The organism is Prevotella sp. LMAG:51 (genome assembly GCF_008680225.1).
In the GTDB taxonomy this organism is placed as follows: Bacteria; Bacteroidota; Bacteroidia; order Bacteroidales; family Bacteroidaceae; genus Prevotella; species Prevotella pectinovora.
The window spans coordinates 18,270-31,101 of the sequence record NZ_NALQ01000018.1 but is presented as its reverse complement, the minus strand read 5'-3'; the positions used below and the strand labels follow the sequence as shown (position 1 = coordinate 31,101).

11 protein-coding genes are annotated in these 12,832 nt (G+C 49.4%); 5 read left to right on the top strand and 6 right to left on the bottom strand.

Annotated features, from left to right (window positions below; translation table 11 throughout):
* Positions 1-8 precede the first annotated feature (8 nt).
* Entirely contained in the window at positions 9-2,591 is a 2,583-nt protein-coding gene (locus CCC32_RS06295) for a TonB-dependent receptor (RefSeq protein ID WP_042519008.1), read from the bottom strand.
* 250 nt (positions 2,592-2,841) lie between these two features.
* On the opposite strand from CCC32_RS06295, the gene CCC32_RS06290 reads away from it, so the two are divergent.
* The 5 genes from CCC32_RS06290 (at position 2,842) to CCC32_RS06270 (ending at position 7,381) form a co-directional block, all read left to right on the top strand.
* Positions 2,842-3,861, top strand: a complete 1,020-nt coding sequence (locus CCC32_RS06290; protein WP_374119400.1) for an endonuclease/exonuclease/phosphatase family protein — start codon at positions 2,842-2,844, stop codon at positions 3,859-3,861.
* A 195-nt stretch (positions 3,862-4,056) separates the two neighbouring features.
* Positions 4,057-4,623: a uracil-DNA glycosylase family protein gene (locus CCC32_RS06285; protein ID WP_042519061.1), complete on the top strand. Its 567-nt coding sequence runs from the start codon at positions 4,057-4,059 to the stop codon at positions 4,621-4,623.
* A 20-nt stretch (positions 4,624-4,643) separates the two neighbouring features.
* The gene (gene udk / locus CCC32_RS06280) at positions 4,644-5,255 is read left to right on the top strand and encodes a uridine kinase (RefSeq protein WP_022316752.1); all 612 of its coding nucleotides are present in this window, start codon (positions 4,644-4,646) and stop codon (positions 5,253-5,255) included.
* Positions 5,256-5,275: 20 nt separating this feature from the next.
* Positions 5,276-6,862 carry a capsule assembly Wzi family protein gene (locus tag CCC32_RS06275; RefSeq protein ID WP_287073114.1) on the top strand — a complete coding sequence of 529 codons (1,587 nt, stop codon included), beginning with the start codon at positions 5,276-5,278 and terminating at the stop codon, positions 6,860-6,862.
* Between the two features lie 63 nt (positions 6,863-6,925).
* Complete coding sequence (locus tag CCC32_RS06270) at positions 6,926-7,381, top strand: lipocalin-like domain-containing protein (RefSeq protein ID WP_022316750.1); 456 nt, start codon at positions 6,926-6,928, stop codon at positions 7,379-7,381.
* A gap of 120 nt (positions 7,382-7,501) precedes the next feature.
* On the opposite strand, the gene CCC32_RS06265 is transcribed toward CCC32_RS06270, so the two are convergent.
* The 5 genes from CCC32_RS06265 to CCC32_RS06245 are packed head-to-tail and all read right to left on the bottom strand — an operon-like array spanning position 7,502 to position 12,779.
* Positions 7,502-8,674 (bottom strand): glycosyltransferase family 4 protein, encoded by a 1,173-nt coding sequence (locus CCC32_RS06265; RefSeq protein ID WP_287073108.1) that lies wholly within the window; start codon positions 8,672-8,674, stop codon positions 7,502-7,504.
* A gap of 17 nt (positions 8,675-8,691) precedes the next feature.
* Entirely contained in the window at positions 8,692-9,507 is an 816-nt protein-coding gene (locus CCC32_RS06260; protein WP_287073105.1) for a glycosyltransferase family 2 protein, read from the bottom strand.
* Positions 9,507-10,544, bottom strand: a complete 1,038-nt coding sequence (locus CCC32_RS06255) for a glycosyltransferase family protein (protein WP_287073102.1) — start codon at positions 10,542-10,544, stop codon at positions 9,507-9,509. The genes CCC32_RS06260 and CCC32_RS06255 overlap by 1 nt, the downstream gene beginning before the upstream one ends.
* Before the next feature lie 11 nt (positions 10,545-10,555).
* Complete coding sequence (locus CCC32_RS06250; RefSeq protein WP_042519021.1) at positions 10,556-11,713, bottom strand: EpsG family protein; 1,158 nt, start codon at positions 11,711-11,713, stop codon at positions 10,556-10,558.
* 19 nt (positions 11,714-11,732) lie between these two features.
* Positions 11,733-12,779: a Wzz/FepE/Etk N-terminal domain-containing protein gene (locus CCC32_RS06245; protein WP_287073098.1), complete on the bottom strand. Its 1,047-nt coding sequence runs from the start codon at positions 12,777-12,779 to the stop codon at positions 11,733-11,735.
* Positions 12,780-12,832: the final 53 nt, after the last annotated feature.

Below are 12,832 nucleotides of genomic sequence, written 5' to 3'. Positions count from 1 at the left end.
GAGTTTTTTTAGAATTTATACGCGATATTGAGGAGTCCGTTGGTGCCATAGGCATAGAACTTCATTGGATTCTTAGAGAACTTGTATGCACGTGTCGTTGCCGTTCCGTCGGCCTTCGGTGTGCTGTAGTCGCTTCTGCTCTGTTCGTATCCTCCGGTCACGATGTTGGTATTGTTCAGGATGTTCGTCACGGTGAGGTTGATTGAGAGCGATCCGCGCTTCAGGTATATGCTTCTTCCGATAGAACCGTCTATCATGAATCCGCCGTGTCCCTTAGCCTGTGAGAGTTTGCTGCGCATGGGCTGGTTGTTTAGGATGTCGCCACGCACCTTGCATGCTGACTCATATCTGTAGTTAGGAGAGTATGAGAGATAGATGCGGTCGTAGTAGTTGGCATTGAGGTCGATGAACCATCCGCCGCTGTGATAGCTGAGTCCGAGGCTTGCTGCCGTGAGCGGTGTGCCGTTGTCGCGCATACCTTTATTATATATATGGTCTTCAACGAGTCCGTCTGCCACATCACCATATACCACGGCATTCTGCGAGCGCATATACTCGAGATTGGCGTCGTTGAGAATCTTGGCGTCGCTTATCTGTCCGACAAGTTTCACGTCGAAGGCGCTTGTAACACGGAATTTCAATCCTGCCTCAACGCCATAGTATGCCTTCTTCATGTTTGTGAGCGACACGTATGTGAATGAGTTCACGTCGTCCATATAGAAGTTCTGCCAGTCGCTCACGTTGGTGAGGTAGCTGTAGTATGCGTTGATGTTGGCGTGCAGCCAAGAGGTCTGGAACTGGTATCCGATTTCTGAACTGAACACGCGCTCGTTCTTGAGGTTGCGCACGAAGTCGTTGTTTATCTCCGGTGATATGAAGGCCGCCTTTGCCTGCGGAGCACGGTGCTCATATCCGAGTCCGAGGGTAAAGGTGTTGCCACGGCCCAGATTAACGTTGGCTCCGAATTTCATTCCGCCGTCAATGAACTGTGCCGTGTGGCTCTTGCCGTAAGAGTTGTCCTTGGCGAGACCGTTGCGCATCTTTCCGTCGCGCTGCATGGATGTATATCCCAGTTTACCGGCGATTACATAGTGCAGGTTGCCGAAGTTCTCCGAGTAGCTCGTCCACAGTTTGCCGTTGTTCACGAGCAGGTTATAGTTGTAACCGAACTTGTCGTCTTTTCCCACGAGGCCGTTGCGGTTGTTGAGGTCATACTGCACCTCGTCGGCATCTGGCGAATAGGTGCCGATGGCGTAGGTGTTCACGTTGTGGAATGTCGTTGCTCCGAGCATATCCTCCATCGTCTGGTAGTGCATGCCCTTGTTGGTAGCTCCCACAATGCCGATGTTCCATGCCTTGTCTTTGTCTATCTGCTTGTTGAAAGTTGAAGCCAATGCGATTGTCAGCGCATCATTGTGCTTTGCCTGCAGATAATACATGGCATCCTGTCCCTGTGCCGATGCCTGTTTGTTGGCATAATACAGCTGGTCCCAGTTTATCTGGCGGTTTGCCTTAGGTCCGCTCCAGAAATCGTATGCCGACTGCCAGTTGGCGAGCGCATCGCTGTTCCGGTATGAGGTATTGGTGTCGTCCCAGATATCGAAATAGCTGCTCGGCATATTCTTCCAGTAGTTTGGATGAGGGTTGTCGGCGTTGTTGTAGTTCAGCTTCGTGCTCTTATACATGCTGTACTTGCCCATGAGCGAAGTCGTCAGCTTGTCGTTGTCGGAGATTTTCCAGTCCCATGTGAGCAGAGCTGTCGGCGCAAAGTCGTTGACTACTCGTGAGTTGCGCTTTTTGCCGTTCTGGTATCCCCAGTATGGGTTGTAGTATCTGTCGTTTGCCATCCAGTACATCTCGTCAGTACCGGCTCCCTGAGAGGCGCGCTCCGTAGGGTTGCCCCATGTGGTGAGCGAGAGAGAGTGGCTTCCGTCACCGAACACCTTCTGCACTCCGAGGAAGTAAGAGAGGGAGTTATAGAACGTCCCCTCCACGTATCCTTCGTTCGCCCAGCGGTATGTGAGGTTTCCTGAGAATGCCCAACCACGGTTGCTGAGTCCGGTATTGAAGGTGTACATGCCTCGCAACGTATAACTGCGATTGGCTCCGGAGAGCGTTATCCTGTGGCCTGCCGGCATGCTTGCCGGACGGAAGTTATAGTTGTTTGAACCTGCCATCCCCGTCATGGCAAAATTGTTGGTTTCAAACGGAAGGGCGAACTCCTGGTTCTTTGTCTGCTGGTTGAGTCCGCCAACGAGGGAATAGCGGAACTGCCCCGTCTCCATGTCGTTCATCGGCAGTCCGTTGATATAAACATCGTTATACTTCTGGTCGAACGCACGATAACGGAAACGCACCGGCGAGAAGAGGAATCCCACCTCACTCGCATACATGTTGGAGTTGGAATTGACGATGGTAACGTTCTGCGACATATCATCGTCTTCTCCGAGCTGTGCCTCCGTAAACGTGAAAGCCGACTCACTGAGAGCGGCGCCACGCTGTCCTATGGAGTCAGTACCTACTGTCTGGGCCTGGGCCATAGAAGCGGAGCACAATGCCATCACGGCTAATTTCAGATTCTTCTGCTTCATAAATAAGTGTTATGTTTGTATGCCACAAAGTTAACGCTTTTTTGACTAAGCGACAAACATTACAAGATAAAAATACGGGATGTTACAAACATTTAATATCGCAATGCCAAAATAATGGAAAATAATTCATACCTTTGTCTTTGATTACAAAGACGTGAATAATTGTCAGACAGGCAGTATAGAAAAACAAAATATTTATAACAATATGAAAATGAAAAGAATCAGTTTCTTGCCGATATTAGTGCTGTGCATGGTGTCTATCGGCGCAATGTCGCAAAATGAGAAAAAGTATTTGTGCTACGGAGTGGGATTCTACAACCAGGAGAATCTCTTCGATACTTGCCACGACGAGGGCAAAAGAGACTACGACTTCCTTCCTACGGGGTCTTACCGTTGGAACGGGCTGAAATATTCTCACAAGCTGAAGAACATGGCGAGGGCTCTTGCCGACATGGGCACCGACGTGCTGCCTAAGAACGTGGGATGCGCCGTGATTGGACTGAGCGAGGTGGAGAACAGCAAGGCGCTCGACGACCTCACGGCACAGGAACCGCTGAAGGCACGTGGCTATAAATACGTACATATAGAGGGTCCGGACCGCCGTGGCATCGACTGCGCGCTGCTCTACAATCCGCAGCTCTTCAAGGTTTGGAACACTAAGCTCGTGCCATACGTGCAGGAACTGGAGAAGGACAGTGCGTTTCTGACCCGCGGATTCCTGACCGTGAGCGGAGAGATGGCCGGCGAGCATGTGGCATTCGTGGTGTGTCACTGGCCGAGCCGGGCGGCTAAACCTTTCTATCGTGAATCGGGCGGCCGCCAGGTGAGAGCGCTGAAGGACTCGCTGCTCAGAGAAGACCCAAAGGTGAAGGTATTCGTGATGGGCGACATGAACGACGACCCCACAAACGCCAGCATGACGGAGGCTCTGGGATGCAAACCAGACATCGACGAGGTGGGCAAAGGCGAGATGTATAACCCATGGTACAACATACTGGTGAAAGAGGGATTGGGAACACTGACCTATGGCGGTTCGTGGAATCTCTTCGACCAGATTGTAATGACTCCTAACCTGCTGAACAAAAAGGGAGCAAAGGATTTCTCTACACTGAAATTCTTCAAGAACCAGATTTTCCGCCGCGACTACCTGTTCCAGACCGAAGGGAAATACAAGGGTGCTCCAAAGCGTACTCATGCCGGCGGCGTATGGCTCGACGGATACAGCGACCACCTGCCGGTAGTGGTGTATCTGGTGAAGGAGCAGAAGTAGGGATATGGAATAGATCTTAATTTGAGGGAACCATGGCAAAATGGGTAATACCGAGGTTCAAGAACTATATCACAGTAAGTCTTTATGAAATCAAACGAAGAAACTGAAAGCAAAACAAGCCTGTCCACTACCCTGGGGAAGAACGGAGGGACTGGCGGATTGGCGAGTGCCGACACCGGGGCATCATCCGCCAACATTCCTGTAGAATGCCATCCACTCGAGCCTTTCCTGCCCAAGAATGCCTGGCTGCTGATGCTTGGAAGTTTTCCGCCATCAAAACAGCGATGGAGCATGGATTTCTTCTATCCTAACTTCATAAACGACATGTGGAGAATCTTTGGGCTACTGTTTTTCGACGACAAAGACCATTTCGTGGACACGGAGAGGAAGAGGTTCAGAAAAGAGCAGATAGTGGAATTCCTCACCAAAGAGGGCGTGGCGCTATACGACACGGCGTGTGCCGTGAGACGCACGAAGAACACGGCTTCTGACAAGGATCTGGAGATTGTGACACCAACTGATCTCGACTCGCTTCTGGAAAGACTCCCCCACTGCACCACGGTGGTGACGACAGGAGAGAAGGCCACTACGGTATTCGCCACGCATTTCGGCTGCCCCGTCCCTAAAGTTGGCACATCGGTAGAGTTTCTGAACAACGGCAAGAGGATGACTCTCTTCCGCATGCCAAGCAGTTCGAGAGCCTACCCCATGAAACTGGAGAAGAAAGCGGAACAATACCGCAAGGTCCTGATAAGAAAATAGCAAACATCAAAACAGAATATATGACAATAATCGGCATAGCTGGTGGTACGGGCTCTGGCAAGACCACCGTGGTAAAGAAAATCGTGGAAGCTCTGCCTCCACACTATGTTGCGGTGGTACCGCTTGACTCATATTACAACGACACGACGGAGATGACGGAGGAGGAACGACATGCCATAAACTTCGACCATCCCGACGCCTTCGACTGGAAACTGCTCATCAAGCAGGTGAACGAACTGCGCAAGGGAAACGCCATCGAACAGCCCACATACTCGTATATCAAATGCAACCGTCTGCCGGAGACCATCCATGTGGAACCAAAGCCTGTGATAATCATCGAGGGCATCATGACGCTGCTGAACAAGAAGCTGAGAGACATGATGGACCTGAAGATATTCGTTGACGCCGACTCCGACGAGCGACTGATACGCAACATACAAAGGGACATCGTGGAGCGTGGACGCGACGTGAAGATGGTGGTAGACCGTTATCTCGAAGTGCTTAAACCTATGCACGAACAGTTCATCGAACCCACAAAGAGGTATGCCGACGTAATCATCCCTCAGGGCGGAGAGAACGTGAAGGGTATCGACATGGTGTGCAAATTCATCGAAAGACTGATGCAACAATAGACACAAACATCAAAACATTTATGAATCAGAAGAAGGTATTTCTACTTGCCTTGATTTCCGCAGCGACACTAAACGCTACGGCTCAAGACAACGGCAATTACGACGACGAAACCACCACGCTACAGAAGAAAGGGGAATTTGAATATTCGGCTGAGGCCCAGGGAAGCTTCTCACACGGCAAGACCCCACTATGGCTGAATGCCAACAAATACGGATTGTCGTCGCTCGACGAGAACAACGGCTACATCAGAGGATCGCTGCAGAGAAGCATAGGCAACGACATGGAAAAGAAATGGGGATACGGATTCGGCGTTGATGCCGCCGTGCCATTCAACTATACGAGCAACGTGGTATTGCAACAGGCATACGTGGAGGGACGATGGCTGCATGGCACTCTCTCCATAGGAGCAAAGGAAAGGCCGATGAACCTGAAGGACAACAGGCTCAGCAGCGGTTCGCAGACTTTGGGCATAAACGCCCGACCCGTACCACAGGTGAGGTTGGCGCTCGAAGACTACTGGAAGGTGCCGTTCACTGGCGGTTGGGTGCAGCTGAAAGGTCATGTGGCTTACGGAATAATGACCGACGACTCATGGCAGCACGAATTCACCAGCAAGCGGAGCAGATATGCCGACAACGTGTTATATCACTCCAAGGCAGGATTCATCAGAATAGGAAGCGACCCGTATATGCACCCTCTCTCGCTGGAACTGGGACTGGAGATGGCATCGCAGTTCGGCGGAAAATCGTATCTGCCTAACGGTGACGGAACGGTGTCGGTGATAAACGGTAACACGAGTCTGAAAGGTTATTGGAACGCTTTCGTGCCGGGAGGCAAAGACATCACCGATGGCGAAAACTACAAAAATGCAGAAGGCAACCAGCTGGGCAGCTGGATGATGCGACTGAACTTGGAGAAAGACCTTTGGAAAGCGGGACTCTACGTAGACAAATTCTTTGAAGACCACTCGGCGATGTTCCAACTCGACTACGATGGTTACGGAAGCGGTGAGGAATGGCAGGTGAAGAAGAAGAGACGCTACGTGCTCTACGACTTCAAAGACTGGATGATAGGTTTCGACCTCAACATGAAATATGGTACATGGCTGAGAAACATCGTGGTGGAATATATCTACACAAAATATCAAAGCGGACCTATATACCACGACCATACGACGACTATTCCCGACCATATCGGCGGCACCGACAATTACTACAACCACAACATCTATCCTGGATGGCAGCACTGGGGACAGGTGATGGGAAACCCTCTCTTCCGCTCGCCAATCTACAACCAGAATGGAAGCATCTTTGTGCAGGACAACCGTTTCATGGCTTTCCATCTGGGATTCGACGGCCGTCCCAGCGACAACACACGATACCGTGTGCTTGCCACTTATCAGGAGGGATTGGGGACCTATGGCAGTCCTTACAACGACTTACGCCACAATATCAGTTTCCTCGTTGAGGGTGAATACAAATTCACAAGGTCTCTGCTTCGCAACTGGAGCGTGAAAGGCGGTTATGCCATGGACTTCGGTGGAATACTGGGCAACAACTACGGTTTCCAGCTGACCATCGCCAAGAGGGGCAGTTTCAGCCTGTAGACACTGTCACTATAACTTCACCGATAATCTACAAGGGGAACAAAAAACGAAAAAAGAAAAGAAATGAGAAAGACAATATGCGGCATCCTCATAGCCGCCACAACGATACTTACCACGATGACTCTCGCCTCATGCGACATAGAGACTTCATCGGCTGCCGGAGATTTCAACGGTATGTGGCATTTGACCCGTGTGGACACGATTGCCACTGGCGGAGTGCTCGACCTGAAGAATGAAAAGTTATTCTGGGCATTCCAAAACAAACTGATGCAGGCGGATGACAAAAACGAGAAGCTCGCGAAGATTCTGATGCGCTTCAACCAGACAAACACGCAGCTCACGCTGCACACACCATACGTCTACGACCGCGAAAACGGCGACGTGCCTCTCTCCGACCCTACCCTGCTGGCACCATACGGCATAAACAAGCTGGAGGAGAATTTCCAGGTATTAAAATTGACTGGAAGTAAAATGGTGTTGCAGTCGGAAACGCTGAAACTGACATTCAAGGGATTCTAAAACAATATAAGACTCCATAATTTGCAAAAATGCTCCATAATTCCAAATAACGGAATCATGGAGCATTTTTCTATGCCATGCTTAGGCAAGAGTAACAGTTTGATGACCGCTTGTGGAAGATTAGTCAGCATTCAAATGATCGTAGCCGGAGAGTTTCTCCTGCCATGAATAGTATTTCCTTACGGTATCATAGCCTGAACGGGAAATGCGGTTGCGGTCGGCTTCGTTGTCCATCATCCTCAGGCAAGCGTCGGCAAAGGCTTGGTCAGCATCTTCGATGATGCAGTTGGTGCCACTTTCAAGTTCGGGAATTGCCTTTGAAATGAGCGACGACATCACCACCGGCACTCCCATACCCATAGCCACAAGCACCTTGTTCTGAATGCCGGCGGCAATCTGCACCGGCGCCACAGCCACGCATGAATCCTTAACGGCATCTGAAAGGACGTCTACAAATCCTGTCACCACGATATTCTCGGATTTTTCAGACAGCGCCATGATGTTTCTCGGCGGCTCTGCCCCTACGATATAGAATCTGGCTCCGGGTTTCTTCTTCAGAATCAACGGGAAGATGTCGTTTACGAAATGCAACACCGCATCCTGGTTCTGCAGGGTTCGCATATTGCCTACAAAGCAGATCTTGTCATGGTCGTAGGAATCGGGTATCTCGTCCATACACTCCACGCCATTGGTGTATAATGCCAGCGAATGCTTGTCGTCCCCGGCAGAGAGATAGTCGATGTCTGCCTGTGAAACGAGTACAACCTTCGGGAATTTATTCATCACAAAGTGCTCATATCTTCGGATAAGCTTGCGCTCGATGGCGTAAATAACCTTCTTCAGCGACATGCCCTTGAAACCGGAAGACAGAGTATAGGTCTTCGACAAGGCATCGGTCATCTCCACGATGGATTGAGACTCCACGCCATGCTGGGTGAGGTATGGCACCATCCTGAGCAGATGGCTGACGAAACGGTCTGGTTTCTCTTTGCTGATTACCATCCCCAGCAGCTTTGAGTATTCCCGAGAGTAGTAGTAGCCACACTGTATGGGGCGACCGCTCAGCATATACTCAAGCGAGTAGAGCATGGAGTTGGTCTTCTTGCGCTTTACTACGTATATCTTGTCATACATAGTCTTTACGGCTGCCATGTCAGGATTGCCCTCACAGAAGGACACGAGGACCAGCTCATGACCGGCAGACTTCAGATATTTGGCTATATTGTTAATTCTCAACACGTCTCCGCCATTTTCGGGAAATGGGAAGCGTGGTGTCAATATGCAGTATTTCATACGATATCAGTTATTTTCTATTCATATACTTTTTTACGCAGCTTGCTTATCGTGGCATAGACCCTCGATGCAAACAGAAGGAAGTCGTATTTCAGCGGCTTTTTCAGATATGCCCCCATATAGCTACACGTAAGTCTCATCGCCACGGCAATTCTTTCCGAATACCGATGGCGCGCACGGGTGGCGGAATTCTCTCTTGCCCTCACGTTATATACGGTGTCGGCATTTTGGACAATCTCCATTCTGGAAATCCTGTCGGACACGATGAACATGAACAGGGCGTCTTCACCGAGCTTGTGCTTCGTGTCAAACCGCCTGTCTCCTATCACATCTCTGGGTATGAGTTTCCCTGTTACCGTGGACAGGAAGCTCCGCGAATTGAACAATGTCAGCTTGGGGCATTCCATGCATCGCTTGTAGGCTGATGTGAGGAAATACGGCAGGTGCTCACGGGTCTTGTCATCAATGAGATAAAAATTGCAGGCAACCACCGTATGCAAATCCGTCATGGCATGCATGCTCGACAGATAGCCGTTGCCTGCCACCCAGTCGTCGTCGTCGATGAAGAGCAGATATTTGCCTTTTGCATTGTCTATACCGATATTTCTGGCGTTCGACACACCCGGCTCGTCGGTCTGAATGACTCTCACATTGACATAACCATTGTCGGTGATGATACCTTCGAGCATCGACCGGTATGGCATGTCGCAGCCATTGAGTACGATTATCACCTCATAATCGGAAACGGGGAAATCCTGCTCCTCCAAAGAACGGAGGCAGTCGGAGATGTATTCTCCGGGCTTGTATGTAGGTATTATAACAGATATTTCCATTATCCAAAGATTTTAAGATAGTCTGGAGTCAGCGATTCCGGGGTTGCCACACAATGCAGACCGTTGTCGCCTGTCAGCGCCCGCATCTTCTCTATCAGTTCGCCGGTAGAGGAGAATATCGGATCGTAGTTATAGAAGTCACGGCAGTAATGCAGGGCGGGATGCTCAAGCACGAGCATGTTCTTCTTGTTTGCCACACACTCGAAGCTCACTCCGCTGACCTGATTCTGGAAGGATGAGGGATAGGCAAGGAGCACGATGTCTGAACGGAGGAATATCTCCCGATAGAGCGCCGTTGGCAGGAAGCCTGAAATGAAGCGCACGTTGTCGGGATATTTCTCGCCTTCTTTCTTGTCGCCATGAATGAGCAGCAACACATCGTTCCGGGCAAGGAAATCTACAAGTTCGCTACTGCTTACGAGCGAATTCACAAAGGTGTCGTCTGCCTTTGAAGAGGGATGGAACACCACTTTCCTGAAAGTGGAAAAGTATTCGGGAAGGCTGGTATCGGCATGGCTCTCATCAAACGGACTGACGCAGCCGTGTGACACCACGGCAACATTTGTTATGCCATTCTCAAGCAGCGGTTTCTTCATATAGTCGTCGAACACAACGAAGGTGTTGTGGCGCGCCAGACGCTTGAGAAAGAATAGTTTCACTCTGGATGCCACGGTGCCGGTGTTATGACATATTATATACATATTACGGCAAAGGGGCAACAGACCCAAAGTGACCTCATCGCAACTCGACACCACTACATGAGTGTAATCTGAGAAGCGTATCTTGAATTTCAGATACAGCAGGGTGACAGTGAATATAATGCGGTTGAGAACGGCTCTCTTGCCGCGCATATTAAGGAAGCGGGGCAGCTTGGCAACGTAATCGCTGTCAGGATAATCGAGTTGGGAAGCTATGTCTGAATGCAACACTATCTTCACATCGTAGCCTGCCGAGCGGATGGCGTCGATATGGATACGATTGAAGTTGACGTGTCCCTTCATGTATACGTAATCTATGAACAATACTTTTCCTTTCATGGTATGTCTTTTTATTTAACGTCGTTGAAATGTTGTCTGAAATGGATGAGCCTCTCGTTGTATGGCTTGTTCTCTATGGTGATGTTGTAATACTCCGACATGGCGGTGGTATTAAGGAAATATACTTTCAGCAGACTGTACAACGCCACGAACGACAGATACAGTATCTTGTTGTTGCGATAGGTGAAACACTTTATCAGGTCTATCCATACAATCCAGTATGCATAGATGAAAAGATAGGAACAGCGGAGACTTATCGTGCGGAACTCACTGAGAAACAGGAATGTGCACAGATAGAAGAGCATACTGTTCACGAAGATGTTGTTGCCGTTGCGGACTTCTCTGAGCTTGTCGATATAGCAGAACAGAAGTATTCCGGTGAGCAGTCGCTCGAGATAGCCGATACTCAACACGGAGCCCGTGCTGAGGTCCATGCTGAGATATGCCTCCACCCAGAGTTTGGTAGACGGCATGATATAGTCTACCACCAGGAGTATCAACGACTTCAGGATGGGGATATGGAAGAGGTATATCACATTGGCAACGGCGAATACCGCCATCATTATGTATTTGTTGAACTTTCTGTTGATGATGAAATACATCGGTATGTATGCCAATGACGAACTATGGAACGTGAAGCCTAATAAGCAAACGAGCAAAAAGGGCAGGAACTGCTTCTTCTCAATGAACACGATGGCATTGACGAACAGCAATATGGATATGGAGTTGCGCACCAGATTGATGTTTATCTCGAAACCGCTCATCACCAGCATGATCATAAACGCAAGCGGTATGTTGCTGACATATCGCCTGAAGAACATCATCAGCAATGTAACGTTTATCAAGATACACAGAAACTGGAAGAAGAAATAGTTGGGATATATGGTCTTGCATATCACTCCGAATATCATGAAGCCCGGCTCCCACGTCCATTTGTTCAACGGAAGCGTGAACAAGGTGCGCAAGTCGGTCAGACTCTGATACTCGGGATAATATGAGGTCCAGTCGTAGGCCACGAATCCTCTGAGTCCGAAGAAGAACACAAATACGACAACTGACAATATGTTCACACACATTGTCTTCATTTGTGACTCGCTGTTGAAATGGGCATATACGGCAAGAGAACCATAGATCATGACCAACAGCAGATAAGGATAAGCGAACTCCATCTATATGTATTACCTTTCTTTATTTCTTCTTGCCAAAAGCCTGGCTCAACACCAACACCCAGAGGGCGTCTGCTATAACTCCTACAAACACGAATATGATGACCATAAGCGTTCGCGGCATGCTCGACGACTTCAATGGCACGGTGGCATTCTGAATGACGGTGAACGCCGGAGTGTTCTCCTGTATCTTCGCCTGTGCCTTCTGCACCTGCTGGGCGGTCTGCGAATAGTTGTTGAACTTCAGCTGCATATCGTTCTCCAGGTCCTCGAGTTTAGACTGATACGACATGAGCACAACTTCTGAGTTGGCATCGGCGAATGATGCGTATTTCTGACGCGACTTCTCATAGGCTGCCTTTGCCTCTGCATTGATCTGCTGTGAGTAAGCCAGGTCTTGTCTTGCCTTCTTCGTACGGTAGAGCGTGATGTAGTTCTGCAGTCTGGTCTTCACGGAGTCTGCCATGCAGGCAGCCACACGAGCGTCGGTGTCGGTAACGGAAATGGTTATCACATTGGTACCCTTGTTGATCTGGCAACCGATGCTTCCGACTATTGCCTCGCAGACCTCGCTCTGGATCTTTGTCAGACAATATGGGTTAACGACATTGGTGCTCGGTATGGTGTCTTTCTTACCGAACATCTTGATTAGCCACAACTTGGGATAGTCCCAGAATGGTATCTTGGTGTCCTGCAGGATGTGGTTGTAGTATGTCTTCTTCTGTCCCTTCACCTTGACAGGAATATCGAAGAGCTTCACCACGAAGTCTGTGGATGCGAAGACATCGGGATAGATGTCGGGATAGATGGCATCGACGGAAGATTTTCCGCCACCTATATCCATACCTATGGCTCCGGCAATGTCGCTGAGGTTCTGCGACATACCCATACTTGTGGCCTCTGGAGCCAACACCACATAAGAGGTGTATCTCTTCTGCTGTTCCAAAGCCACGATAACTCCAATAACAAAGAATACAGAAACGAAGATTATCATTTCCTTTTTCCTCGACGCCACTTTCTTCAAAAGCGAAAGCACGTCGATTTCCTTCACGCGTTTTGTATCTGACATTTTATCTTGTATTTCGTTTACGTCTTAATCATTGTCTACTGTCCTACCCCTGC

Bases quoted from the DNA above. Each gene is read 5' to 3' on its own strand.
- CCC32_RS06290 (WP_374119400.1), top strand. From the start codon at position 2,842: ATGGTGTCTATCGGCGCAATGTCGCAAAATGAGAAAAAGTATTTGTGC.
- CCC32_RS06245 (WP_287073098.1), bottom strand. From the start codon at position 12,779: ATGTCAGATACAAAACGCGTGAAGGAAATCGACGTGCTTTCGCTTTTG.
- CCC32_RS06260 (WP_287073105.1), bottom strand. From the start codon at position 9,507: ATGGAAATATCTGTTATAATACCTACATACAAGCCCGGAGAATACATC.
- CCC32_RS06275 (WP_287073114.1), top strand. From the start codon at position 5,276: ATGAATCAGAAGAAGGTATTTCTACTTGCCTTGATTTCCGCAGCGACA.
- CCC32_RS06295 (WP_042519008.1), bottom strand. From the start codon at position 2,591: ATGAAGCAGAAGAATCTGAAATTAGCCGTGATGGCATTGTGCTCCGCT.
- udk (WP_022316752.1), top strand. From the start codon at position 4,644: ATGACAATAATCGGCATAGCTGGTGGTACGGGCTCTGGCAAGACCACC.
- CCC32_RS06265 (WP_287073108.1), bottom strand. From the start codon at position 8,674: ATGAAATACTGCATATTGACACCACGCTTCCCATTTCCCGAAAATGGC.
- CCC32_RS06250 (WP_042519021.1), bottom strand. From the start codon at position 11,713: ATGGAGTTCGCTTATCCTTATCTGCTGTTGGTCATGATCTATGGTTCT.
- CCC32_RS06270 (WP_022316750.1), top strand. From the start codon at position 6,926: ATGAGAAAGACAATATGCGGCATCCTCATAGCCGCCACAACGATACTT.
- CCC32_RS06255 (WP_287073102.1), bottom strand. From the start codon at position 10,544: ATGAAAGGAAAAGTATTGTTCATAGATTACGTATACATGAAGGGACAC.